The organism is Sodalis sp. RH22, from assembly GCF_047324165.1.
In the GTDB taxonomy this organism is placed as follows: domain Bacteria; phylum Pseudomonadota; class Gammaproteobacteria; order Enterobacterales; family Enterobacteriaceae; genus Acerihabitans.
The window spans coordinates 4593847-4618073 of the sequence record NZ_CP178731.1; the positions used below are offsets into that span (position 1 = coordinate 4593847).

A 24227-nucleotide genomic window follows, 5' to 3' on the forward strand; every position below is an offset into this window, starting at 1 on the left:
TTCTATGGACAAGCTGCCCATTTTTTATGTGTAGGGTCGGATGGCGTGTTTATTATCCGCCTGGCAGCATAGGGACGGCGGCGCCAAAACTTTACTCTATAAATAGTAAGGGTATGGACGGCGGATTGTTAGCAAGTTAATCTGGTCAGTATATTCAAATTTCCTGAATGAGACCGGGCATGGCTAGAGAACGGGCGTTAACGCTGGAAGCATTACGGGTGATGGATGCCATCGACCGGCGCGGCAGTTTTGCCGCGGCGGCGGATGAACTGGGCCGGGTACCTTCGGCGCTAAGCTATACCATGCAAAAACTGGAAGAAGAGCTGGATGTGGTGCTATTCGACCGTTCGGGGCATCGCACCAAGTTTACCAACGTCGGGCGCATGCTGCTGGAGCGCGGGCGGGTACTGCTGGAAGCGGCGGATAAGCTGACCACCGACGCCGAGGCGCTGGCGCGCGGCTGGGAAACCCATTTAACCGTGGTGACGGAAGCCCTGGTGCCGAGCGAGAAGCTGTTCCCCTTAATCGAGAAGCTGGCGCGCAAGGCCAATACCCAAGTGTCGATTATTACCGAAGTGCTGGCCGGTGCCTGGGAACGGCTGGAGCAGGGCCGGGCTGATATCGTTATCGCGCCGGATATGCATTTTCGCACCTCGTCGGAAATCAACAGCCGCAAATTGTATAAAATCCTCAACGTGTACGTGGCCAGCCCGGATCATCCCATTCACCAGGAGCCGGAGCCGCTGTCGGAGTTGACGCGGGTAAAATACCGCGGCATCGCCATTGCCGATACCGCCCGCGAACGTCCGGTGCTGACCGTGCAGCTGTTGGATAAGCAGCAACGCCTGACGGTAAGCTCCATGCACGATAAGCGCCGGGCGCTGCTGGCCGGGCTGGGCGTGGCCACCATGCCCTATCCGCTGGTGGCGGAGGACATTGCCGCCGGACGCCTGCGGGTCGTGGGCCCCGAGTACAGTATGGAGAACGATATCATTATGGCCTGGCGCCGCGACAGCATGGGCGAGGCCAAATCCTGGTTCCTGCGCGAAATCCCGAAATTATTCGCCTGAGATCCGGCCGCTGTTAACCTGACGCCGCCGCATCCCGGCGCCGGTCAGTCCTCGTCCGCCGGGCCGAAACGATCGTCGCGACCGTGCGGTTCGTCCAGATCCTGCCGCGGTCCGATGGAAATGATACCGTGGGGATTGAGCGTGGCGTGGCTGCGGTAGTAGTGGTTGCGGATATGGGCGAAATCCACCGTGTCGCTGATGCCCGGCATTTGGTAGATATCGCGCAGGAAGCCCGAGAGGTTGAGATAATCGCCGATCCGGCGGCGATCGCATTTGAAATGGGTGACATAGACCGGATCAAAACGGATCAGGGTGGTCCAGAGGCGCAGGTCCGCTTCGGTCAGCCGGTCGCCGGTGAGGTAGCGATGGCGGCCCAGTATCGCCTCGAGCCGATCCAGCGCGGCGAATACGCCTTCCACCGCTTCATCATAGGCTTGCTGGGACGTGGCGAAGCCCGCTTTATAGACGCCGTTGTTGACCTGGTCGTAAACCCAGCCGTTAATCTCATCGATTTGCGCGCGCAGTTCACGGGGATAATAGTCGCCGGCGCGGGCGCCGACGCCGTCGAAGGCGCTGTTGAACATGCGGATGATATCCGCCGATTCATTGCTGACGAGGGTTTTCCCCGCGGTATCCCATAGCACCGGTACCGTGGTGCGCCCGCTGTAGCGGGTGTCGGCCTCGAGATAGAGCTGGTAGAGGTAATCCTTGTGGTAAAGCGGGTCGCCGGTGGCGCCGGGAAAATCAGTGCCGAAGGTCCAGCCGTTTTCCAGCATCAGGGGATGGACCACGGACACCGGGATCAGGTTCTCCAGGCCTTTGAGTTTGCGCATCAGGAGTGTGCGGTGCGCCCACGGGCAGGCCAGCGAGACATAGAGGTGGTAGCGGTGGTTCGCCGCGGCGAATCCGCCGCGGCCGGTGGGGCCGGGCGCGCCGTCAGGGGTGATCCAGTTGCGGAACTGCGCCGCCGAGCGTTCGAAGCGTCCGCCGGTGGATTTGGTGTCGTACCAGCTGTTTTGCCATTGGCCCTCTACGAGCAGTCCCATATGCGAGTTCCTTATAGTCAGTGGATAATTGCGGCCGGTGCCAGCGGGCCTGCGGTGTGATGGAACACTCCCCTTTTAACACGGCTTATGTGAGCCCGATGATCGCGGGCCTACCATGCCATGGGGCGCTCGGTCGGGCGGGAAAACCACGCCCGATTCGACCCCATTCACGCTCTCCCTTTAACCCGCCTGCGTTGAGTTCGGCGTTGGCGGGCATAGCGCACCATGGGGCGCTCGGTCGGGCGGGAAAACCACGCCCGATTCAACCCCATTGGCACGCTCTCCCTTTAACACGCCTGCGTTGAGTTAGGCGTTGGCGGGCATAGCGCACCATGGGGCGCTCGGTCGGGCGGGAAAACCACGCCCGATTCGACCCCATTGGCACGCTCTCCCTTTAACACGCCTGCGTTGAGTTCGGCGTTGGCAGGCATAGCGCACTATGGGGCGCTCGGTCGGGCGGGAAAACCACGCCCGATTCGACCCCATTGGCACGCTCTCCCTTTAACACGACTTATGTGAGCTCGATGATCGCGTGCCTACCATGCCATGGGGCGTTTTCCCTTGAACACTGCTTGTGTTAAGTGTAGTCAGCTTTGCCTTCTGCGGCCTGTTACCACTTTTTGTTAAGCAGGCGATCGATGCTGAAATAACCGGCGCCCAGCACCGCCAGCAGTAAGTAGCCGCCGGAGATGGAGAGGTTCTTCATAAAGTTGATCTGGTTGCCAGCCTGGGAGAAATCGCTATGGAAAATAAAGGCGGTCAGCAGGACAAAGACCACGGTGATCAACGCAACCGTGCGGGTGAGGAAACCGAACAGGATGGCGAGGCCGCCGCCGAATTCCAGCAAGATGGTCAGGGGCAGCATAAAGCCGGGCACGCCCATGGCTTCCATATATTGCTGCGTAGCGGCGTAGCCGCCTATTTTGCCGAAGCCGGAAACGATAAATAGGATCGGCAACAGGATCCGGGCAACCAGGATGGCGCTATCATCTAATTTTTTCATCTTCTTCCCATCTTATTTTAAAGGACGGCCTTCAAAACGAAAGCCAGATTACAGCAGGTTTTAAAGCAGGTTAGGCGGCTTAATGGACCCGTTGCGTTTGATGAAGGAGATGTTATCCGTAAGAAAGGTTGGGTGATAGCGATTAAAACTGTCGGTTATTATCAAAAAAATTGAGTAAGGGGCGGGGCGGTGGAGATTCCTGCGGGCTTTCGCCCGCGGGAGGGCGTATTAACGTGATTGAAGCGTGGTGCGAATCAGTTTAAGCGTACCGACGATGCCGAGCGCGCGTTTTGTCCAGCGGATAAAACGGCTGGGATGACGGATATTGTACAGCGCCAGTATGCTGGAACCGGCTATCAGATACTTGCGCAGGCTCAATACCGTGTTCCAGCCGCGGTCGTAGCGGGCGGTGGCAAAATACCAGGCGCGTTTTTCCGCCCCCAGATCCAGCCGCTGCTGGTGTATGGTGCGCAGGAGTTGGGTTTTGGTCATTTTAGGCTGATGGTCGCTCATCTGTCCTCCCTGGCTCTTTCCCTTTCCTTTTCGCGCTTGCGGGCTTTCTCTTCTTCCTGAATTTCGTCTTGGACCTTTTCCAATATATTCCGGTCAACCTGCAGTTCTTCGCGCGTGGAACCCAGCAGGGTGGAACGCTTAGCCTTGCCCAACGTCCAGATGGCGCCAATAATCGCCAGCGCGAACAGCACCGCGGTGGTAGTGGCTATCGCCGTCAGGCGGTATTGCGGATCGATGGCCCAGATCAGCAGCACCAGCAGGCTCATCAAGCCAAAAGCGGCCAGTAACAACGTAATACCGGCCATCATCAGCATTTGGATAATATTGGATTTTTCTTGTTCCAGCTCTACCACTGCCAAACGCAGGCGGGTCTCCACCATACTGACAATAATGGTAATAATACGCTGGCCTATGGTGAAAATGCCCTTGCCAGGGCCCTGGCTTTGCTGTTCAATCATTTTATCAACGCCGCATAATTAACGCACCAAGGACAAACCCGACTACGGCGCTGATGCCGATACCCGTCCAGGGGTTGTCATGTACATATTCATCGGCCTTTTCCGCAACCACTTTGGTCTGTTCGGCCAGGCGCTCGCCGCCATCGCCGAGACGGGTCCGGGTTTCCTTGAGCGCGCTTTCCGCCTTGCTGCGCAACTTGTCAAATTCAGCCTTGGGTTTCTGAGAGGAGCCACGCAGCACTTCTTCCAGCGTATCCGCCAATGACTTTAATTCGGCGCGTAAATGTTCAGAGGTCGTATCTTTAACCATCTTTTTTACTCCTTCGACGTTTACGAATCAGTGTTAGCCCGTATTAATCCATCATTACTACCTAGGCGTCTAATATTTAGCGCTTGTTGTAAGCGTAGCCCCGGATTTGGCAAACCGCAAAAAACTTATAGCAATTTCTTAGGGTTAATAGGGTTAGCCTACCCGGGCATTGCCGGTATGCAGATAGGGAAGCCAGTGCCAGCGGGGATAGTGCCGGCTGCGTGAAACCGAATAATTTTCCGGCAGCAGATCTTCCAGGGCGCGCTGCGCCGCCAGCGCCTGTTCGGGCGTATCGAGCAGGATAATCAGGCTGTCCCTGGCGGGAGTGATGCTTTTGATCCTGATGCCGCGCTCGTCAAGGCGCTGGTAGATATAAAAACCGTCGGGCAGGGAACCGCGTTCGCTGGCAAGGGTAATCTCCAGCGCCGTCTCTTTGGTCATCAGCGCCGGCAGCAGCAATATCAAGACCAGCAGCGAGGCTGTCGCCACCAATACCGCTCGCCATGTCATCCACCCGCGCCGCCATTTTACGTTCACATTCACTTTCTTAACCTTTTTACGGCGTCCGTGGCGCGTTTTTTACGCCACAATATCAGCAGCGAGCCGACCAGTCCCATCACCAGGAAGATCAGCGGCAGTAACATCAATCCCAGCATGAGCTCATCTTCGTAATGCTTGAACAGGGCGGTTTTGCCAAGCAGGAAACCGACGGTGGTCAGGATAAATACCCAGATAAACGCGCTCAGCCAGTTAAACAGCTGGAAGCGGGTATCGCTCAGTCCGGCCAGGCCAGCGATGGTCGGCAGCAGGGTGCGGACAAAGGCGACAAAACGACCGATAAGCAGCGCCGAAAGCCCGTGCCGGTAAAACAAAGAATGCGAGCGCTGGTGATATTGCGCCGGCAAATGGGACAGCCAGCTTTGCACCATGCGCGTATTGCCCAGCCATTTACCCTGTATATAACTGATCCACGATCCCAGGCTGGCGGCCGCCGTCAGTATCAGCAGGGTCAGGGGAAAATTCATGGTGCCTTTGGCTATCAGCACGCCCACCAGGATCAGCAGGCTGTCCCCGGGCAGGAAAGCCGCGGGCAACAAGCCGTTCTCCAGAAATAAAATGACAAACAATATCAAATAGAGGGTCCAGACCAATGTAGGGTCGGCAAGTGTTTCAAAATCCTGTTGCCAGAGGGCATGTACCAGGGATTTTAGTATATCCATTCAGCATTCCTAACTTGAAACAGCAGCTTACAACCTGGTTAAAATGTAAAAAAAGCCATCTCACTGTAACAAAATCAGACATCGTGAGACAGGGAAATATAACCGACAATCGTCCCGCCGCGAGGATATATTGCAATAAAAACGCCTGGCAAAGGCTTCTTTTACATGGGCTGACAGAAAAACGACACTTACTGACGTGGTCCGGCCGTCGGGCGCAAGCGCTTGGCAAGACTAACAAAAACAGGAGGTTGAAAACGCGCACATCCGCCTGGGACGGGGTAAGAAGAGTCAAGCATGGCGCGCCATTGGCCTGAAATGAACGAACGTCCCCGGCGTGGCGCCAGGGCGCCTACACGGATGCGGGCCCTCAATGGCGCGCCGCGGCCTGATCATCACATGCAACGCGAGGGTTTATTTGGTGCCGTTGGCCAGGCTATCAAGGTGTACGACCGGATTTTCGGTAAACATGTAACGGTCGACGTTAAATTCGAAATCATCAGTGGTGGCGTGGAACAGCATTTGCTTGGTGTTTTCCAGATGTTGCCACATCGCCAGTTTGGCCGCGTAGGGGTCTTTGCGGATCAAGGCCTTGAGGATATGATCGTGATCTTCGCACCAGCTTTCGATGGATTTATCATCGATATGTTCATGCAGCTTGCGCCAGTACGGGTTGTGCAGCCGTTGGCTCCACATCTGCTCGACAATGGTGGCCATGGCGGTGTTCTGCGTCGCCAGGGCGACCTGGACATGGAATTTCAGATCCCATTTTGAATCGCGGAAACGATCTTCCAGGCGGGCATTTTCCTGGATATCCATTAATAACACGATATCCTGGCGGGTAACCTGCGTGGCGGCGAATTCGGCGATATTGCTCTCGATCAGCTGGCGCGCCTGCAGGAGTTCAAACGGACCTGCGGTGGTGAACTGAAACTCGCCGCTGGGCAGCAGCAGGTTTTTTTGCTGACTGGAGATGACGTGGATGCCGGAACCTTTGCGCACTTCAACGTAGCCTTCCACTTCCAGCATGATGATGGCTTCACGCACCACGGTGCGGCTGACATTCATCTCTTCCGCGATATAGCGCTCCGCCGGCAGTTTTTCACCCACGGGATAGACGCCGGTCTCGATGCGTTGTTTCAGCTCGGCGGCCAGCTGTTGATATAATCGTCGGGTTTCGGTGAATTCCATGATACAGGCTCTTAAATGTTGGGTAACGTTTTAGTCGGTGCCGCGCCATCACTGCGCAACGCGTCAAAAGTTGCTCGTTTAGAACTCACATCGATGACATATTTGTTATACCACTTATTAAATGAAGCGCCTAGATGGACATATCCCATTACACCTACTTTTCCGCCCCGGAATAAAAATCCCCGGCAATGCGTCATGCATGTGCCGGGGATTTCAGGGACGTGCTATTGGTCGCCGCGTCGCGTGGAAAACAGCGCGCGTTGCGGCGTCATTTAGCTATGGGCCGGTTTGAGCGGCTCTTGCCCGGGCAGCAGTTCCACCACCGGACGGTTTTGCAGTATGGTCCATACCGCCAGCACGGCCAGTAAGTCAAATACCGACAGTACCGCGAACAGCGGGCTGAAGCCCAAGGTGTCCGCCAGGGCGCCTACGACCAGGGCGAACATGGTGCTTGCCGTCCAGGCCGCCATGCCGGTAAGGCCGTTGGCGGTGGCGACTTCGTTACGGCCGAAGACGTCGGAGGAGAGCGTAATCAGTGCGCCGGACAGGGACTGATGGGCAAAACCGCCGATGCACAGCAGGCCGATGGCAACGTAAGGACTGGTAAACAGACCGATAAGGCCAGGGCCAATCATCAGGAAACCGCCGAGGGTCACGACCAGTTTACGTGAAACGATCAGGTTAACGCCGAAGATGCGCTGGAAGAACGGAGGCATATAGCCGCCGAGGATACAGCCGAGATCCGCAAACAGCATCGGCATCCAGGCGAACAGGGCGATTTCTTTCAGGTTGAACCCGTAAGCCTTGAACATGAACAGCGGGATCCAGGCGTTAAAGGTACCCCAGGCCGGTTCAGCCAGGAAACGCGGGATGGCGATGCCCCAGAACTGACGGTTGCGGATAATCTGCCAGGCGGACAACTTCTTGGCGTTGTTTACCTGATGCTGTGCTTCCTGGCCGCCCAGAATATATTCGCGCTCTTCGTCGCTCAGTTTCTTCTGGTTTTTCGGGTGCTTATACAGTACCAGCCAGGCGATGGCCCAGGCCAGGCTCAGCGCGCCGACGATAACGAACGCCAGTTCCCAGCTGTGAACCACAATCGCCCAGACGACCAGCGGCGGTGCGAGCATCGCCCCGATTGACGAGCCGACGTTGAAGTAACCCACGGCGATAGAACGTTCTTTCGCCGGGAACCATTCGCTGCTGGCCTTCAGGCCGGCGGGAATCATAGCCGCTTCAGCCATGCCGACGGCGCCACGGGCAATCGCCAGTCCGCCCCAGCTGCTGGCCAGCGCGGTCGCCATACACATCAGCGCCCAAACGATGGCGAATACGGCGTAACCGACTTTTGTGCCCAGCAAATCCAGTACATAACCGGCTACCGGCTGCATGAGCGTATAACATGCAGAGTAGGCGGCAATAATATAGGAATATTGCTGTGTGGTGATATGCAGCTGGTCCTGGAGGGTAGGAGCTGCCACCGCAATGGCGTTACGCGTCAGGTAACCCAGCACCGTACCAACGGTGACCAGGGCGATCATATACCAGCGTAACCCTTTTATTTTACGCATTACCACTTCTCCCAATGAGTATGAGCCGTCATCACCACTACCCAGATATCATGGGGACGACGGGTATAGAGCCAGCCGGAGAGCGCGCTCTCCGGGTATTGTTATATTCTGTCGGCCTGTTATCCGGTCTAACGACCCGCGCCTTGCCAACGCCTGCCGCTTTAACCCGATACCGCTTACCGCTGTTTGGACTGCCGGCAAATCGCCGCCGGAAATCCGCATCGCCCTGGCCCGTCAGATGAATTCATGACCCTGAGTGCGGTCATCTAAACAAAATGATTGAGTCCAGACTCAATGTGGCGCTACGATAACTTGTCATACAGATTTAAAAGTTGAGTGACATCACAAAAACCATTTTTATTTTAAGGGATAATAAATCGTCCCGTTAGCCGGGCGTAAGCCCTGTAGCTGACCTATATATGTTGAGTTTTTGTTGAATTTGGCAGGAAATGGTATATCAGCACCGGCAGGATCTGCATTTTCCTGCTAAATTGGTATAACACCTTTCAACATTTAAGAAACATAACTCAAAGAAATGAAGGTGAGGAGCCTGAAATGTCCCAGTTTTTGACTGAAGATTTTTTGTTGGATAGCGAATTCGCTCGCCGTTTGTATCATGATTACGCCGTGGACCAGCCGATTTATGACTTCCATTGCCATTTGCCGCCGGTACAGATTGCGGAAGATTACCGTTTCAAGAATTTGTACGATATCTGGCTGAAAGGCGATCACTATAAATGGCGCGCCATGCGCACCAACGGCGTGGCCGAGCGTTTTTGCACCGGCGACGCCGGGGACTATGAAAAATTCGAAGCCTGGGCCAAGACGGTTCCCCATACCATCGGCAATCCGCTGTTCCATTGGACCCACCTGGAACTGCGCCGTCCGTTCGGCATCACCGATAAACTGCTGAGCCCCGCCACCGCGCGGGAAATCTGGGATCGCGGCAACGAAATGCTGGCCCAGGACAATTTCTCCGCCCGCGGCATCATGAAACAGATGAACGTGAAGCTGGCCGGCACCACCGATGATCCGGTGGATTCCCTGGTTCACCACAAGGCGGTGGCCGAAGACGCCAGCTTCAATATCAAAGTGCTGCCGAGCTGGCGCCCGGATAAAGCCTTTAATATAGAAGCGGAAGGCTTTAACGATTATATGAAGCTGCTGGAAGCCGCTGCCGACACCGCCATCACCAGCTTCAGCACCTTGACCGACGCGCTGAAAAAACGTCTGGACCATTTTGCCGCCCATGGCTGTAAGGTCTCCGACCATGCGCTGGACGTGGTGGTTTACGGCGAAGCGGACGAAAACACCCTGAACGGCATCCTGGCCCGCCGTCTGGACGGCAAGCTGCCCTCCAAGGACGAAATCGCCCAGTTCCGCACCGCGGTGCTGATATTCCTGGGCAGTGAATACACCCGCCGCGGCTGGACCCAGCAATACCATATCGGCGCGCTGCGCAACAATAATACCCGCATGCTGAAACAGCTCGGCCCGGATACCGGCTTCGACTCCATCAATGACCAGCCGGTCGCCATGGCGCTGTCCCGCCTGCTGGATGCGCAGGCCCGTAACAACGCCCTGCCGAAAACCATCCTGTATTGCCTGAACCCGTCGGATAACGAAATTATCGGCACCATGATCGGCAACTTCCAGGGTGAAGGCATGCCAGGCAAAATGCAGTTCGGCCCGGGCTGGTGGTTTAACGACCAGAAAGACGGTATGGAACGCCAGATGCTGCAGTTGGCCAACCTGGGTCTACTGAGCCGCTTTGTCGGCATGCAGACCGATAGCCGCAGCTTCCTGTCCTATACCCGCCACGAGTATTTCCGCCGCATCCTGTGCCGCATGCTGGGCCACTGGGTGGAAGCGGGCGAAGCGCCGGCGGATATCAACCTGCTGGGCGAAATGGTGAAAAATATCTGCTTTGATAACGCGAAAAACTACTTCGCCATTGAGCTTTGATTCTGGGGGCGGGCCTTAGGCTCGCCCGGTTAAAACGCTATTTTTTATTATCCGCAGCCGGGTAATTTTTAAGGTAAATTTCGCATGCAAACGCTAAATCGTCAAAACTTTCCCGGACCCCAGTACACCACGCGTGTCATCCAGTTCGGCGAGGGAAATTTTTTACGCGCTTTTATCGACTGGCAGTTGGATCTGCTTAATGAACATACCGATCTGGACGCCGGCATCGTTATCATCCGTCCAATCAATACGGATTTCCCGCCGTCGCTCAGCACCCAGGACGGCCTGTACACCACCGTTATCCGCGGCCTGAATGAACAGGGCGAAGCGGTGCGCGAGCCCAGGCTTATCCGCTCGGTTAACCGTGAAATCAATATCTATCATGAATTCGACGATTACCTGGCCCTAGCGCACGACGCCAATATCCGTTTCGTCTTTTCCAACACCACCGAGGCCGGCATCAGCTACCAGGCCGGGGACAAGCTGACCGATACGCCGCCCGCCAGCTATCCCGCCAAGCTGACCCGACTGCTGTTCGAACGTTTCAGCCATTTTGACGGCGCCGCCGATAAAGGCTGGGTGCTGGTGCCGTGCGAACTGATCGACTATAACGGCGACGCGCTGAAAGAGCTGGTGCTGCGTTACGCCCAACAATGGGCGCTGCCGGCCGGGTTCACCACCTGGCTCAATGAACACAACACCTTTTGCTCCACCCTGGTCGACCGTATCGTGACCGGTTACCCGCGTGGCGAAGTGGAAGAACTGCAGGCCGAACTGGGCTACCAGGACACCTTCCTTGATACCGCCGAGTATTTTTATCTGTTTGTTATCCAGGGACCGCAGTGGCTGGCCAAGGAACTGCGCCTGGACCAGATGGACCTGAACGTGCGCATCGTCGACGACATCAAGCCCTACAAAGAACGCAAGGTCGCCATCCTTAACGGCGCGCACACCGCGCTGGTGCCGGTAGCGTTCCTGTCCGGCCTGGACACCGTCGGCGAATCGATGAACGATAAACTGATCAGCGCTTATGTGGAAAAAACCATCGCCGAAGAAATCGTGCCGGTGCTGGATCTGCCCCATGATGAACTGACCTCGTTTGCGCAGGCGGTGCTAAGCCGTTTCCGCAACCCCTTTATCCAGCATCAGTTATTGTCCATCTCCCTGAACGGCATGACCAAATTCCGTACCCGCATCCTGCCGCAGCTGTTGTCCTATCGTGAAAAACACGGCGAGCTTCCGGCCCGGCTGACCTTCGCCCTGGCGGCGCTGATCGCGTTTTACCGCGGAGAACGCAACGGCGAAAGCTACCCGATGCAGGATGATGAAAAATGGATTACCCGTTTCAAATCGCTTTGGAGCGGCGTGGACAAAGGCGAGGTGGCGTTAAGCACCTTAGTAAATGACGTGTTGGGCGATACAGAGCATTGGGAACAGGATCTGCTCAAGGTTCCCGGCCTGGCGAAACAGGTTGAACAGCAGTTGCAGGCCATTATCGACCAAGGCATGCGCACTGCCGTTTCAGCCTATTGCTGAAAGCAAAAAGGTTAATTCATGAATATTATTAAAATTCATTCCTCAGACAATGTGGCGGTCGCCCTGCAAGACCTCGACACGAATGAAACGGTGGAAATCGGGGGCGTGACCATCACGCTGCCCCAGCCTATCGCCCGGGGCCATAAGTTTGCCCTGGCGCCCATAGGCGAGGGCGAAATGATCGTTAAATATGGTCTGCCCATCGGCCATGCGCTGAGCCCCATCGCTCCCGGCCAGCACATTCATTCGCAAAATGCCAAGACCAATCTTAGCGACCTGGATGAATATCAGTACCTGCCGGATTTCAAAACCCTGCCGGCGCAGATGCCCGATCGTGAGATTCAGATATACCGCCGCGCCAACGGCGAGGTGGGCATCCGCAACGAGCTGTGGATCCTGCCGACCGTCGGCTGCGTCAACGGCATCGCCAAACAGATCCAGCAGCGTTTTTTGAAGGAGACCTTTGGCGCCGAGGATATCGACGGCGTTCATCTGTTTACCCATCCGTTCGGCTGCTCGCAGCTGGGGCAGGATCATGAAAACACCCGCACCATGCTGCAAAACATGGTGCGCCATCCCAACGCCGGCGCGGTGCTGGTGATTGGCCTGGGCTGCGAAAACAATCAGGTCGACGTGTTCCGCACCACGCTTGGCGAGTATGATCCGCAGCGGGTGACCTTTATGGTCTGCCAGCAGCAGGATGATGAAGTGGAGGCGGGGCTGGAGTGCCTGCGCGCGCTTTACCTGGCGATGCGCGAGGATAAGCGCCAGCCGGGCAAACTCAGCGAGCTGAAATTCGGCCTCGAATGCGGCGGTTCGGACGGGTTGTCCGGCATTACCGCCAATCCGCTGCTGGGACGCTTCTCGGATTATGTCATCGCCAACGGCGGCACCTCGGTATTAACCGAAGTACCGGAAATGTTCGGCGCCGAGCGTATTTTGATGAGCCGCTGCCGGGACGAGGCGACGTTTGAAAAGACCGTGCATATGGTCAATGATTTCAAACAATATTTTATCGCCCATCAACAGCCGATTTATGAAAACCCATCGCCGGGGAATAAGGCCGGCGGCATTACCACCCTGGAGGAGAAATCCCTCGGCTGTACGCAAAAAGCCGGCCAGAGCAAGGTGATGGACGTGCTGAAATACGGGGAGCGCCTGCATGTGCCGGGCCTCAACCTGGTCAGCGCGCCGGGCAACGACGCGGTGGCCACCAGCGCCCTGGCGGGCGCGGGATGCCATATGGTGCTGTTCAGCACCGGGCGCGGCACGCCTTACGGCGGTTTTGTGCCGACGGTGAAGCTTGCCACCAACAGCGAACTGGCGGCGAAAAAGCCTCATTGGATTGATTTCGACGCCGGCCGGTTGATTCACGGCGTCGCGATGGATCAGGTGCTGGCGGAGTTCGTCGATTTAATCGTCGCCATTGCCAATGGCAAGCACACGCGCAACGAAGTGAATGATTTCCGGGAACTGGCCATATTTAAAAGCGGCGTAACGTTGTAAAAACCGGCCTGAATCCTTACTATAAGAACGGCGTTTCATAATTATGAAGCGCCGTTTTCATTTTATTCTTTCCCCAAATTACAGGAATGCCGTGCCATGAGCCTTTACTGGGTCGCTCAGGGCGTGGGGGTGTTGGCATTTTTTGTCGGCATCACCATGTTTATCAAACGTGACGATCGCAAGTTCAAACTGCAGCTCGCGCTTTACAGCTTTATCATCGGTTGCCATTTTTTCCTGATGGGCGCCAACGCCGCGGGCATGAGCGCGGTGCTGAATGCGCTGCGTACGGTGATCTCAACACGTACCCGCAGCATTCTGGTGATGTTTGCATTCATTATCCTCACCCTGGCGCTCGGGCTCTCCGAGGTCAAGCACGCCGTGGAGCTGCTGCCCATTATCGGTACGGTTATCAGCACCTGGGCGCTGTTCCGCACCCGCGGGCTGACCACCCGCTGCGTGATGTGGTGTTCCACCGCCGGCTGGGTCATCCATAATATCTGGCTTGGCTCTATCGGCGGCTCGCTTATCGAAGGCAGCTTTTTGATTGTCAACGGCATTAATATCGTGCGCTTTCGCCGTATGCAATTACGCGGCATCGACCCGTTCGCCGCGGAACATAAAGCCGTCTCGACGCGTTAACTCCCTTTACGCTGGTTAACCCAGGCGTTAATCAGCAGGGTGGCTGCCAGAATAGAGGCCACCACGCCCAGGGATATCGCCACGGGAATATGGATAATATCCACGATCAGCATCTTGGCGCCGATAAAGACCAGGATCAGCGCCAGGCCATATTTCAGCAGCGAGAAGCGTTCGGCCACGCCCGCCAGCATAAAATACATGGCGCGCAGGCCCAGAATAGCGAACAGGTTGGAGGTCAGGACGATAAAGGGATCGGTGGTGACGGCAAAAATAGCCGGAATACTGTCGACGGCGAAAATGACGTCGCTGAATTCCACCAGGATCAGCACCAGGATCAGCGGCGTGGCGAACAGTACGCCGTTTTGGCGGACAAAAAAGCGCTCGCCGTGGATTTCACCGGTCATGCGCAAATGGCCGCGCAGCCAGCGTACCAGCGGTTTTTGGTCAAGCGCGGCGTCATCCTCTTTTGACCAGGCCATTTTAATCCCGGTAAACAGCAGGAAGGCGCCGAAAATATACAGCAGCCAGTCGAACCGGGTCACTAGCCAGCTGCCGCCAAAGATCATCAGGGTGCGCAGTACGATGGCGCCCAATACCCCGTAGACCAGTACCCGCCGTTGCAGCTGCGCCGGTATGGCGAAATAACCGAACAGCATTAGCCAGACAAAGACATTATCCACCGCCAGCGCTTTTTCAATCAGGTAACCGGTAAGGAATGCCAGCGCCTGCGGGTCGGCCACGGCGCGCCCCTGGGTGGTGGCGAGATACCACCAAAAGGCGGCGTTAAACAGCAGGGATAGGGAGACCCACACCACGGACCAGCAGGCGGCGCGTTTCAACGTCATGGTTTTGCCCTGGAGCAGCAGGTCGATGGCCAGCATGATAACGACCACCACGGAAAAAACGCCCCACAGCAAAGGTGTGCCAACGGTATTCATCAGGGATATCCTCAAAAAAAAACGGCTAACGTCGGAAGACGCAGCCGTTTTTTCCTGATCCAGGATGCAAACATACCTCGCCTTCCGGCAAGGTCTCACTTACAACGCAGGACAGGATTGATTCCGCTGTCCTGATTGCCCGGTAGCCGGATGCGTTGGCATCGTATTGACGGCAAACCGACGAAGAAGTTACTCCCCTTTGCTAGGCGCAACATTAATGTAAAAATTTGCGACAGTCAATCTCCCGTCCGGTTAACCTCGCGCTACCCCGGACGCGCCGCGTTATCCCGCCCGCAGGCATTGCCGGACAAACGCCGCCATCAGGGCCTCGCTGTCGGGCGTATCGGCGATCCCGCGGCCGATTTGCGCCAGCTCCGGTCCGCGCATCGGCTCCTCGGCCGTCATGCCCGCTAAAAAATCATGCATCACCGCGGCGGAAAACTCCGGATGGAACTGGGTGGTGATCACATTATGGCGATAGCGCAGGATCTGGTGGGGATCGCGCGCCGATCGGGCCAGCACGGTGGCGCCCGCGGGCGGCGTGATCACGGTCTGCGAATGGATCAGATTGGCCTGGAACCGCTCCGGCAGCCGGGCGATCAACGGGTCGTTGGCGGCGGCGGGCAATACTTCAATCGCCTGGGTGCCCACCTCCATGCCGTCGGCAAGATAGTCCACCTCGCCCCCCAGCGCGTAGGCCAGCAGCTGGTGGCCGTAGCAGACGCCGAAAATCGGTATCCCGGCCGCCATCGCCCGGCGCAGCCACGCGGCGGCGAATTCGCTCCAGGCCAGCCGTTCGGTCACCATGGCCGCCGACCCGGTAATCAGCACGCCGCAATAGGCATCGGGCGTGTCGGGCCGTTCGCCGCCCGGCAGGTGGACAATCCACACCTGCCGTGGGTCCAGGTCGGTCGCCTGCAGGAACATCGTGTCGTAATTGCCGTTAGCCGCGATCACATCCGGCGGCGCGTCGCCGGTTTGCAGGATCAGAATGGGTTTGGCCGCGGTCGTCATGCCACCGTCCTCCCATCCCGGGCGTTTATCGCCAGGCCGCCGGCGCGTGCGTCAACGGCATGGCTGCTAGCCGTGGGATTATCGGCGGGAAATACCACGCCGGTCTGGCGGCGGATTTCCGTTAACAGGGCGGCGGTGGCGCGCGCATGCGCCAGACCGGCGTGCTCCACCTCGTTGTTTTCCACCAGCGCGGCAAAATGTTCCGCTTCGTAGAGCATGGTATTGATATGCTGCGGCTGGGTAAGATCCTGCTTATTGCCGCTGCGCGACACCCAGGTGATCTGCTGGCATTCGGACATTTTTTCAATCACCAGGGACCCGTCTTCCCCCTGGATTTCGCTTGGCAGCGCGGTCTGGCTGACCTTTGAATGGCTAAGCGTCACGTCAAAATCGCCATAATCCAGACACACCGTGCCGTGGCCGTCAACGCCGCTGGCCAGCAACGAGGCGGTGGCGTACAGGCGCAGCGGCTCGCCCCACAGCGCCACAGCGCTCGCCAGCATATAGAAGCCGATATCCATGATGGAGCCGTTGGAAAATGCCGGATTAAAGGTGTTGGGCTGTTCACCGGCCAGATATTTCGGGTAGCGCGAGGAATATTGGCAATAGTTAAGCAACACCTTGCGCAATTTGCCCACGCGCGGCAGCGCTTGTTGCAAGGCATGAAAATTAGGCAGGCTGGCGGTTTTAAACGCCTCGAACAGCACGACGCCATTGGCGCGCGCGCAGGCAATCATGTCTTCCACCTCGCGCAGGTTGGAGGCCAGCGGCTTCTCGCAGATCACATGTTTTTTATTGCCCAGGAGCAACAGCGCCTGGGAGCAGTGCATGGCGTTGGGGCTGGCGATGTACACTGCGTCTACGGCATCGGATTGCGCCAGGGCCTCCAGCGAGTCGAAATAGTACTGGACCGGATAATCGATCCCAAGTATTTGCGCCTGTGGGAGGGTGCGGGAATAGATGGCCGTCAGTTTAAGCTTGCCGCTCTCATGGGCGGCATCGATAAATTGCCGGGTAATCCAATTAGTACCTATCACAGCGAAGCGAATCATACTGAATCATTATCCTGCGCAGTGGTAAACGAAGCCTCAGATTAGCACGCTAATAGTAGAAGGAAAACATCCCTGCGGGCAGGTTAACCCCGCCCGTCCGGCGTTAAATCGCCCCGATCGGCGCGGTTTTTGCCCGGCGGATGAAAAAAGAGTTTACTGCGGTGGCGTTTTCAGGGATAAACACCCCAATTTGACTGTTTCAGGAAAGGCCTATGAGCCGCTTTGACTATGCTTCCGGCACGCTGGAGCTTGACAGATATCCGCCCGGCGCGGCCGATGACAATTTACAGGCCTGGGATGCGGCGGACGAATACCTGCTGGCCCATATCGCCACCCTGGGCGCCGTCGCCGGGCCGACGCTGATTCTCAACGACAGCTTCGGCGCGCTGGCCTGCGCGCTGCGCGCCCTCTCGCCCTATAGCAGCGGCGACTCCTACCTCAGCCAGTTGGCGACCCGGCATAATGACCGGCAAAATCCCGGCGACGACGGTGAAATCCATTTTCTGGACAGCCTGTCCCCGCTGCCGGACGCCCCCGGCCTGGTGGTGATGAAAATTCCCAAGACCCTGGCGCTGCTGGAGTATCAGCTCTATGCCCTGCGCCGGGTGGCCACCGCCGCCACGCAGGTTATCGCGGCGGGAAAGGTTAAGGATATCCATAACTCCACCCTGCAACGGTTTAGCGATATCCTCGGGCCCACGCGCACGTCCCTGGCCAAAAAGAAAGCCCGGCTGATTTTCAGCCAGGTGACCGCGCCAGCGGCGGACAGTCCCGATCGGCGCTGCGTCTGGACCCTTGAGGAGAGCGGATACCAGATCCATAATCATGCCAATGTGTTTTCCCGCGCGTCGCTTGATATCGGCGCCCGGTTCTTTATGCACCATCTGCCCAAAGGGCTCGACGGCACCCTGGTCGATCTGGGCTGCGGCAACGGCGTGCTGGGTTTAACCGCCCTGGGACAAAATCCCGGGTCCGAAGTGCATTTTGTCGATGAATCCTATATGGCGGTCGCATCGAGCCGGATTAATATAGAGATTAACCGCCCCCAGGATATGGCGCGCTGCCGGTTCAGCGTGGAAAATTCGCTGGCGGGTTATGACGCCGGCAGCGTGCAGGCGGTGTTATGCAACCCGCCGTTCCACCAGCAGCAGGCGATAACCGATCACATCGCCAGGGAAATGTTCCGGGATGCGAAGCGCACCCTGCGCGTCGGGGGGGAATTACGCGTCGTTGCCAACCGACACTTAGATTATTATCATCAGATCAAACAGTTATTCGGCAACTGCACTACACTTGGTTCGAATCCAAAATTCGTGGTGTTGCGCGCGGTAAAAATCTGATGCCGCAAGCGGTTTCCGGCCTGCTTCCCAGGACGTTTTGGTAAGCATTTAACCGGTGAAAAAAGGCGGGCACTAATGCATTTGTTGGCTATGCCGACAGTGATTATACTTCGCCAAAGGTCATTTTTAAGGAACGATTATGTTGTTGCAAGAGTTCGAAACACGGTTAAACGATGCGTTGACGGAGCTGGAGCAAAGCTTTGGCCGCCACCATAAACTGTGGCAGCTGGACCATCAGACTTTGCAGCAACAACTGGATTTGAGCCTGCGGCGCGAAGCAAAGCTGCGTGAACAAAATGCGCTACTGATAAGCCAGCTCAACAACCTGGACAGCTCGCCCGATCGCAATCCGTTAATCCACAAAATCAAAATATTAGGCACCCATATTGACGCGCTGGCCAGGGATGCGGCGGCGTTCCGCCGGTCCCTGCCCGGCGCTAATTAATGTCACGCCGGCGATGTGCTATTTTTGCCGCACCGCTTCCAGGGCCTCAAGGTCAATGATGGGTTACGGCGCAATCGTTGCCAAAAGCCGGGGGGACGGGTGGCGTTGCCGGCAACGGCGCCGCCTTCCTGCACATCATAGATCTTGCCCAGCAATTCGAAATCATGGGTCATCCCCTGCGTATAACCGCTTTTAATCCCGTCCAGAACAAAAAACGTACGTAACATCTGGCTTGTTGCGTTGTCATCTCTCCCGAGCAGTTGCTGCAATGATTTGATATTGAGTATATAGCGTTCGGTCATCTGACGAATTTGATGCTGTTCAGATAATGCGGCGGACGGCGCCAGAGTGCATAATCTGAGAAAATTATACGTATGAATACTACAATCATTATTAAATTGAAACTGCTGGCCAAAATAGCGAATTTCGTTATCACTTGATTCGTCAATAAGAGCGTCTAGTAATTTTTCTTTATCTTCATTCTCCTCTCCTGAGTCGTAACTGTCGAAGATATTAAAAACAAAACCCCTTGATTTTTTTTCCACTAAAATAGCGCTGAAATGATCACCCTGGGATAAAACACCATCTTCTCCTCTTTGCATAGATAATAAAGGCATCATCAGATAATGGCCTATAGCGAGTGTTTCCATCCTGACACGGGCAATGTGAAAACGCTTCTGCGTATCCTCCCTTAAATAAAGAGGAAAGTGGTTATTGATTCTATTCGCCTGATGTCCATAAAGTAGGGTCGGGGTACAAAAAAAATCCGTTTTCTCTTGCGAAAGTAAATAAATCATCGTTTCCAATATGATTTTTTCCACAAATACTCCCGGCGGCAGGATACATTTTAATTCCTCCGGCAGGACGAAGGTCTGTTCCAGCATGGCATGGTCGGACAACGGCGTGCCAGAATAGTGATAGTTCTCATATTCATGCAAAAATAAACGCATGCATTGGGTAAGTTTTATCTTAATGTTTGCCTCAACGTCTGCTTCGTACCACTGAAACCAGGTATTTAGCATGAACCTGAATAAATTACGCTGGCAGGTATCCGGACTTGGCCTTATCTCATGATTGCGCGCCGGCAGGCAGGGGGGCGAGTCAGACGATGCATCGACACATACGGTCAGGTAATCATTCACGAATGCATGAGGTGTGATATTGGTTGTTGGCTGATACTTAGCTCGATAAATTTCTTTAATAAAATTAATGTTTTCGGTAAATTTTTTATGATCATATAAACTAACGTCTGTGCGATTTTTTTCCGGTATCTCGCTATATGTTATATTATTGCAATATGATTTATCGTTGGCATTAACGCTGAGCATACTTTCCTCTTGAACCGATGGAATATTAATAAGTGATATATAATAGGTTTTTGTACACAGTCATGTTTTTTCTTTTAGCCATTTCAGCATGGTACGAAAATGACGGCCTGTATTTTAGCCTATATCATGTTAAACGCGGTATGCCGCGCAGGGTAATAGAGTCAATATATAAATAACTGTTCTCAATAAACAAGCGTGATGCCAAAAGTAACGTCATTTTTTACCTCTGATTACAATGCCTTAAAATATACTTCCTTAGGTCACTATCAGGATGGGAACGCCTTATCAAAGATGGTATATAGTTCGATGTCTAATAATACCTTCATACAGTACATGTACGCTTTGCGCGCCTAAACGGCCATCCTGACGGCTATGACAATACTTTTATCTTTACCTTAAACCCAATTTTAACGCCGCTGATTAATAATGCGGATAAATATTCTCCGCACTATAAACCTTGGCCTGCTTTTGCCGATGATTAGGGTATTGCCATTAACAGAAGGCATATTTTCATAAGGCCCCGTCCAGAACCTGATTTACCGGCGCCAAGAGATAAGCCGACATGCCAAGGCAACCGTCAAGAGGATGCCCGGGCAAGGAATAACAAAGAGAGCACGAAAGGAAAAGTAAATGAATATATTGAAAAATTTTAAAATCAGGTGGGTATTGGTCTTCATCCTCATTATTTTTTCGTTGCTCTGGGCAGCGGTATCGACGTTTACGCTATTTTCCTTAAATCAAGTTAACGAAACCCTGAAGCTTAGCGATAATCAACAGGTTAACGGTGACGTCATCAACGGCGCCAACGATCACTACTACCGCGTGGTCACCACGCTGGAGCGGGCCGCCAAGCAGGCCAAGGCCGGCAATAAGCAGGCTTTTGACGATGAAATGGCTGCGGTCTCGGAAGAGATGAACGCCATCGATGCGGGATTAAAACAGTTTAAAGTCATGGATCATGGGCTGCTGGAACCGGCACTGGTAGATAACATCTATAACTCATCCTTCGATTTGTTTACCAAGGGCATTCAGCCGCTCGCCCTGGCGGTGCAAACCGGACGGCTGGACGATGCCGAGCGTCAGCTCGCCGACCCGTATCTGACATTGCGCAAACAGTTCACTACCGCTATGCATTCATATAATGCCTCGATAGAAAAAATCAAGGCGGATTCGAGTATCCGCATAAACCTGCTGGTCTCCTGGTGTCAGCGCACGCTAATGGGCGCGCTACTGGCGGGAATTCTCCTTATGGTGATTACCGATCGTTATCTGGTGCGTTATCTGGTCAAACCCCTCGACACCATAAAATACTATTTCACCGAACTGGCGGCCGGGCGGCTTGATGTCGAGATCAAGAATTTCGGGCGCAACTGCGTTGGCCAGTTAATTCCGTTCCTGCTGGAAATGCAAAACAGCTGGGTCACCACGGTGACCAGCATCAGGGCCAGCGCCGAAGCGATTTACCAGGGATCAAGCGAGATCTCCATGGGGAATACCGATCTGTCGTCCCGTACCGAACAGCAGGCCTCCGCGTTGGAGCAAACGGCGGCCAGTATGGAGGAACTCAACTCGACAGTGCAGCAAAATACCGGCAATGCGCACCAGGCCAGCAAACTGGCGGAATCGGCCTCGCAAACCGCCAGGAAAGGCGGCGCCAGCGTGCAGGAAGTGGTCGCCACCATGGGCAGTATCGCCTCCAGTTCGCGGCGCATAGTGGATATTATCGGCGTGATTAACAGTATCGCCTTCCAGACCAATATCCTGGCGCTGAACGCCGCGGTGGAAGCAGCCCGCGCCGGCGAACAGGGCAGGGGATTCGCCGTGGTGGCCAGTGAAGTACGCAACCTGGCCAAACGCAGCGGCGAAGCGGCGAAAGAAATCGAGACCCTGATTAACGAATCGGTGGAACGGGTTAACGTCGGTTCAACCCAGGTGGCGCACGCAGGCGAAACCATGGAGGATATCGTAAAGGCCATCACCCATGTGACCGATATCATGAGCGAAATCGCCTCGGCTTCGGATGAGCAAAGCAAAGGCATTCAGCAAATCGGCCAGGCGGTAACTGAAATGGACAGCGTCACCCAGCAAAACTCGGCGCTGGTACAGGAATCGGCGGCCGCGGCCGCCTCGCTTGAAGAACAGGCGCGTCATCTGACCGAGATGGTTTCAGTGTTCAAGTTAAAACAGGCCGGTATCTCCGCTCCGGGCCGGCCGGTGCCGGCAGGCAAAGCGCCGCAGGCCATTGCCGGCCGCAAGACGCCCTCCAGCCAGGATGAGCATTGGCAGACATTTTAATGATGGTTTTCCTGTAATGAGATAAATACTTCGCCCGGCCTTCAGGCCGGGTTTCTTATGACTAACCCGCAAAAGGCGATTATCCTTACCGTTCCCTACTTTCTTCGTCATGACATTCTGCGGACATGCGTTTATTCGGCAAAATGCCGCTTTCCCTTCATTTAGATCCTCTTGCTTTTTCTGGCAAAAACATAAAATAAATAAATAATATGTATATTAATTATTGGCATGCGTTGCGATTGGGTAAAAGCTATATTTAAATAGACGATTTAACAAATATAATGCCTTGCTAAGACAAATAATATGATGCTAGTCTGGCGTTGTGAGGTGCTCTTTGGGTTGATGGGCAAATATTTTGATCTTTTTCTTAATATAATGCCAAGGTAGCGAATTTATTATAACGCGCCCTCTTTTCCAAGGACTTGTACAAATATAATGATTAAATTTTTAGTCGAAGCAAATAAGTTCCTCTATAAATTTCCTGATAATATCCTTATCAGGGACACCCTTAGCGGTGACATGAAAGTAATCGAGCATTGCAGTGATAATTTTATTTATCGGAATTATTATGTAGGTTACCGCTCGTTAAATGGCAAAATTTTAATACTTAAAGATAATAAGCCCATTTGGATCATGACATACGAAGGCGGGGTAATCAATCATGAGGATTCAGACGATTCTGTCAGGAAAATCTATGCGTTTGTCAGGCAAAACCTGGCAAGGTCGACGCTTGAACAGCCTATCCGGGGCCCATCCGAATTCCAGGATGGCAAAATGATCTATAACAATCGTTTTTTTGGTACCATTAATAAGTTTAACGGCACCGAAACCGTTACGTTGGGTGACCTGCGGTTAATTTATAGCCTGAGCTACTCGGGCGGCGATGTGATATATTAGCCCGGCGTTAATCCGCCGCTGACCAAGCCCTTGTTCATGTTACGGGGGCTTTTTATCCTGCTGCGATACACAGTTTCTTTACTCTTATTATTAACCTTCCCATGCGCTATTCTACAAAGGCAATTCCCAGGCATACAGCGACCACCCCGGCGGCCGGAAACAGCCAATTTCAGCTAAGTTGCTTTACCGCCATCGTATAAAACAGCCTGTCTTGAGCGCTATCCGCGTTACCCATCGGGTAAGTCGCCTGCTGACCGGTTATGAGGTAGCAATGGCAGTGGCCGAACCGTACTTTTGCAACCGCAGGCAACGGCCTGACCCCGGACGGCCGGTAAATTCCGCGGCGGCGCCGCCGTTATGCCAGAGCCAACGCTTGCATAATGGTGGTGAGCTGGCCGGGATAACAGCTGACAGAACAGCCATTGGGCAGGTGCAGGGTCACGGTATTGGGGTCGTCTCTTAAGAGCTCGGTGCGCCCGGCCGCCCCGATATTGCCTTTTTCCGCGTCAAACTTGTTTTTATTTAACCAATAATAAAAGGTACTTAACGTCAATTTTTCGCGCGCGCAATAGTCCTGTTTGGACAATCCGCTGAGCAGCCATGCCTGGATATGATGCAGTTGCACAGTCAGGGGATACCGGTTTGCCATTAATTACCTCGATAATGTATTTATAACATGTGATTGGAATTAATTATTAAATAAATTTAATAACAAAATAAATAATCATGAAAATATAATTTATTATTCTTTTTGCTTTATCGCATGATGGCGCGCTGCAACTGAATATACCATTCACATTATCGTTTGGAAATAATTTTGACAATACTAGTTCTATTTACACGGATAAGTAACGAGAACCTTTATCTTGCAGCCATGGCTTGGAGGCGGCGAA

Annotated in this window: 21 protein-coding genes and 2 pseudogenes; 9 read left to right on the forward strand and 14 right to left on the reverse strand. The window is 54.6% G+C overall.

Annotated elements, in window-relative coordinates; genetic code table 11:
- The first annotated feature begins 179 nt into the window (after nt 1–179).
- Nucleotides 180–1070: a LysR family transcriptional regulator gene (locus ACL2XN_RS20880; protein ID WP_410013385.1), complete on the forward strand. Its 891-nt coding sequence runs from the start codon at nt 180–182 to the stop codon at nt 1068–1070.
- Between the two features lie 44 nt (nt 1071–1114).
- Here ACL2XN_RS20880 and ACL2XN_RS20885 read toward each other — a convergent pair whose 3' ends face one another.
- The 9 genes and pseudogenes from ACL2XN_RS20885 to ACL2XN_RS20925 all read right to left on the reverse strand — a co-directional run bounded on the left by ACL2XN_RS20885 (nt 1115) and on the right by ACL2XN_RS20925 (nt 8379).
- Nucleotides 1115–2116: a glutathione S-transferase family protein gene (locus ACL2XN_RS20885; protein WP_413729369.1), complete on the reverse strand. Its 1002-nt coding sequence runs from the start codon at nt 2114–2116 to the stop codon at nt 1115–1117.
- A 610-nt stretch (nt 2117–2726) separates the two neighbouring features.
- A complete protein-coding gene (locus ACL2XN_RS20890) occupies nt 2727–3119 on the reverse strand; it encodes a DoxX family protein (RefSeq protein WP_410013387.1) in 393 nt (130 codons plus the stop codon).
- Between the two features lie 228 nt (nt 3120–3347).
- The gene (locus tag ACL2XN_RS20895; RefSeq protein ID WP_410013388.1) at nt 3348–3632 is read right to left on the reverse strand and encodes a YqjK-like family protein; all 285 of its coding nucleotides are present in this window, start codon (nt 3630–3632) and stop codon (nt 3348–3350) included.
- A 74-nt stretch (nt 3633–3706) separates the two neighbouring features.
- Nucleotides 3707–4090: pseudogene (locus tag ACL2XN_RS20900) on the reverse strand (phage holin family protein); the annotation flags it as partial.
- A 4-nt stretch (nt 4091–4094) separates the two neighbouring features.
- Nucleotides 4095–4400 carry a DUF883 family protein gene (locus ACL2XN_RS20905; RefSeq protein ID WP_162366294.1) on the reverse strand — a complete coding sequence of 102 codons (306 nt, stop codon included), beginning with the start codon at nt 4398–4400 and terminating at the stop codon, nt 4095–4097.
- Nucleotides 4401–4553: 153 nt separating this feature from the next.
- Entirely contained in the window at nt 4554–4910 is a 357-nt protein-coding gene (gene mzrA / locus ACL2XN_RS20910; RefSeq protein WP_413729370.1) for an EnvZ/OmpR regulon moderator MzrA, read from the reverse strand.
- Nucleotides 4911–4939: 29 nt separating this feature from the next.
- Nucleotides 4940–5620: a DedA family protein gene (locus ACL2XN_RS20915; protein ID WP_413721516.1), complete on the reverse strand. Its 681-nt coding sequence runs from the start codon at nt 5618–5620 to the stop codon at nt 4940–4942.
- Nucleotides 5621–6031: 411 nt separating this feature from the next.
- Complete coding sequence (exuR, locus tag ACL2XN_RS20920; RefSeq protein ID WP_410013392.1) at nt 6032–6808, reverse strand: transcriptional regulator ExuR; 777 nt, start codon at nt 6806–6808, stop codon at nt 6032–6034.
- 272 nt (nt 6809–7080) lie between these two features.
- Nucleotides 7081–8379 (reverse strand): MFS transporter, encoded by a 1299-nt coding sequence (locus ACL2XN_RS20925; protein WP_331120011.1) that lies wholly within the window; start codon nt 8377–8379, stop codon nt 7081–7083.
- 555 nt (nt 8380–8934) lie between these two features.
- Between ACL2XN_RS20925 and uxaC the strand changes: the two genes are divergently transcribed.
- The 4 genes from uxaC to ACL2XN_RS20945 all read left to right on the forward strand — a co-directional run bounded on the left by uxaC (nt 8935) and on the right by ACL2XN_RS20945 (nt 14025).
- Nucleotides 8935–10344, forward strand: coding sequence for a glucuronate isomerase (gene uxaC / locus ACL2XN_RS20930; protein WP_410013393.1), 1410 nt, complete (start codon nt 8935–8937; stop codon nt 10342–10344).
- Nucleotides 10345–10428: 84 nt separating this feature from the next.
- Nucleotides 10429–11880, forward strand: coding sequence for a tagaturonate reductase (locus tag ACL2XN_RS20935; protein WP_410013394.1), 1452 nt, complete (start codon nt 10429–10431; stop codon nt 11878–11880).
- 18 nt (nt 11881–11898) lie between these two features.
- Nucleotides 11899–13386: a UxaA family hydrolase gene (locus ACL2XN_RS20940; RefSeq protein WP_410013395.1), complete on the forward strand. Its 1488-nt coding sequence runs from the start codon at nt 11899–11901 to the stop codon at nt 13384–13386.
- Nucleotides 13387–13482: 96 nt separating this feature from the next.
- Complete coding sequence (locus tag ACL2XN_RS20945) at nt 13483–14025, forward strand: YgjV family protein (RefSeq protein WP_413729371.1); 543 nt, start codon at nt 13483–13485, stop codon at nt 14023–14025.
- Here ACL2XN_RS20945 and ACL2XN_RS20950 read toward each other — a convergent pair.
- From ACL2XN_RS20950 to ACL2XN_RS20960, 3 genes and pseudogenes are all read right to left on the reverse strand, one after another.
- The gene (locus tag ACL2XN_RS20950; protein ID WP_413729372.1) at nt 14022–14963 is read right to left on the reverse strand and encodes a TerC family protein; all 942 of its coding nucleotides are present in this window, start codon (nt 14961–14963) and stop codon (nt 14022–14024) included. The genes ACL2XN_RS20945 and ACL2XN_RS20950 overlap by 4 nt on opposite strands.
- A 282-nt stretch (nt 14964–15245) precedes the next feature.
- Nucleotides 15246–15977 carry a glutamine amidotransferase gene (locus ACL2XN_RS20955; RefSeq protein ID WP_410013398.1) on the reverse strand — a complete coding sequence of 244 codons (732 nt, stop codon included), beginning with the start codon at nt 15975–15977 and terminating at the stop codon, nt 15246–15248.
- A gap of 77 nt (nt 15978–16054) precedes the next feature.
- Nucleotides 16055–17029 (reverse strand): annotated as a pseudogene (locus ACL2XN_RS20960) (Gfo/Idh/MocA family protein); the annotation flags it as partial.
- A gap of 212 nt (nt 17030–17241) precedes the next feature.
- On the opposite strand from ACL2XN_RS20960, the gene rlmG reads away from it, so the two are divergent.
- Nucleotides 17242–18369 (forward strand): 23S rRNA (guanine(1835)-N(2))-methyltransferase RlmG, encoded by a 1128-nt coding sequence (gene rlmG, locus ACL2XN_RS20965; RefSeq protein ID WP_413721514.1) that lies wholly within the window; start codon nt 17242–17244, stop codon nt 18367–18369.
- Nucleotides 18370–18508: 139 nt separating this feature from the next.
- Nucleotides 18509–18814, forward strand: a complete 306-nt coding sequence (locus ACL2XN_RS20970) for an MbeD/MobD family mobilization/exclusion protein (protein ID WP_410013400.1) — start codon at nt 18509–18511, stop codon at nt 18812–18814.
- A 2-nt stretch (nt 18815–18816) separates the two neighbouring features.
- Here ACL2XN_RS20970 and ACL2XN_RS20975 read toward each other — a convergent pair whose 3' ends face one another.
- Entirely contained in the window at nt 18817–20142 is a 1326-nt protein-coding gene (locus ACL2XN_RS20975; RefSeq protein ID WP_413729373.1) for a hypothetical protein, read from the reverse strand.
- A 630-nt stretch (nt 20143–20772) separates the two neighbouring features.
- On the opposite strand from ACL2XN_RS20975, the gene ACL2XN_RS20980 reads away from it, so the two are divergent.
- A complete protein-coding gene (locus tag ACL2XN_RS20980) occupies nt 20773–22437 on the forward strand; it encodes a methyl-accepting chemotaxis protein (RefSeq protein WP_413729374.1) in 1665 nt (554 codons plus the stop codon).
- 435 nt (nt 22438–22872) lie between these two features.
- On the forward strand, nt 22873–23334 hold the full coding sequence (locus ACL2XN_RS20985; protein ID WP_413729376.1) for a DUF5680 domain-containing protein: 462 nt from the start codon (nt 22873–22875) through the stop codon (nt 23332–23334).
- Between the two features lie 355 nt (nt 23335–23689).
- On the opposite strand, the gene tnpA is transcribed toward ACL2XN_RS20985, so the two are convergent.
- A complete protein-coding gene (gene tnpA / locus ACL2XN_RS20990; protein WP_410013404.1) occupies nt 23690–23983 on the reverse strand; it encodes an IS66 family insertion sequence element accessory protein TnpA in 294 nt (97 codons plus the stop codon).
- Nucleotides 23984–24227: the final 244 nt, after the last annotated feature.

Bases quoted from the DNA above. Each gene is read 5' to 3' on its own strand.
- ACL2XN_RS20985 (WP_413729376.1), top strand. From the start codon at position 22,873: ATGATTAAATTTTTAGTCGAAGCAAATAAGTTCCTCTATAAATTTCCT.
- ACL2XN_RS20895 (WP_410013388.1), bottom strand. From the start codon at position 3,632: ATGAGCGACCATCAGCCTAAAATGACCAAAACCCAACTCCTGCGCACC.
- ACL2XN_RS20970 (WP_410013400.1), top strand. From the start codon at position 18,509: ATGTTGTTGCAAGAGTTCGAAACACGGTTAAACGATGCGTTGACGGAG.
- ACL2XN_RS20905 (WP_162366294.1), bottom strand. From the start codon at position 4,400: ATGGTTAAAGATACGACCTCTGAACATTTACGCGCCGAATTAAAGTCA.
- ACL2XN_RS20880 (WP_410013385.1), top strand. From the start codon at position 180: ATGGCTAGAGAACGGGCGTTAACGCTGGAAGCATTACGGGTGATGGAT.
- ACL2XN_RS20940 (WP_410013395.1), top strand. From the start codon at position 11,899: ATGAATATTATTAAAATTCATTCCTCAGACAATGTGGCGGTCGCCCTG.
- ACL2XN_RS20955 (WP_410013398.1), bottom strand. From the start codon at position 15,977: ATGACGACCGCGGCCAAACCCATTCTGATCCTGCAAACCGGCGACGCG.
- ACL2XN_RS20925 (WP_331120011.1), bottom strand. From the start codon at position 8,379: ATGCGTAAAATAAAAGGGTTACGCTGGTATATGATCGCCCTGGTCACC.
- ACL2XN_RS20945 (WP_413729371.1), top strand. From the start codon at position 13,483: ATGAGCCTTTACTGGGTCGCTCAGGGCGTGGGGGTGTTGGCATTTTTT.
- ACL2XN_RS20950 (WP_413729372.1), bottom strand. From the start codon at position 14,963: ATGAATACCGTTGGCACACCTTTGCTGTGGGGCGTTTTTTCCGTGGTG.
- ACL2XN_RS20980 (WP_413729374.1), top strand. From the start codon at position 20,773: ATGAATATATTGAAAAATTTTAAAATCAGGTGGGTATTGGTCTTCATC.
- ACL2XN_RS20890 (WP_410013387.1), bottom strand. From the start codon at position 3,119: ATGAAAAAATTAGATGATAGCGCCATCCTGGTTGCCCGGATCCTGTTG.
- tnpA (WP_410013404.1), bottom strand. From the start codon at position 23,983: ATGGCAAACCGGTATCCCCTGACTGTGCAACTGCATCATATCCAGGCA.
- ACL2XN_RS20915 (WP_413721516.1), bottom strand. From the start codon at position 5,620: ATGGATATACTAAAATCCCTGGTACATGCCCTCTGGCAACAGGATTTT.
- ACL2XN_RS20975 (WP_413729373.1), bottom strand. From the start codon at position 20,142: ATGCTCAGCGTTAATGCCAACGATAAATCATATTGCAATAATATAACA.
- rlmG (WP_413721514.1), top strand. From the start codon at position 17,242: ATGAGCCGCTTTGACTATGCTTCCGGCACGCTGGAGCTTGACAGATAT.
- uxaC (WP_410013393.1), top strand. From the start codon at position 8,935: ATGTCCCAGTTTTTGACTGAAGATTTTTTGTTGGATAGCGAATTCGCT.
- ACL2XN_RS20935 (WP_410013394.1), top strand. From the start codon at position 10,429: ATGCAAACGCTAAATCGTCAAAACTTTCCCGGACCCCAGTACACCACG.
- mzrA (WP_413729370.1), bottom strand. From the start codon at position 4,910: ATGACATGGCGAGCGGTATTGGTGGCGACAGCCTCGCTGCTGGTCTTG.
- exuR (WP_410013392.1), bottom strand. From the start codon at position 6,808: ATGGAATTCACCGAAACCCGACGATTATATCAACAGCTGGCCGCCGAG.
- ACL2XN_RS20885 (WP_413729369.1), bottom strand. From the start codon at position 2,116: ATGGGACTGCTCGTAGAGGGCCAATGGCAAAACAGCTGGTACGACACC.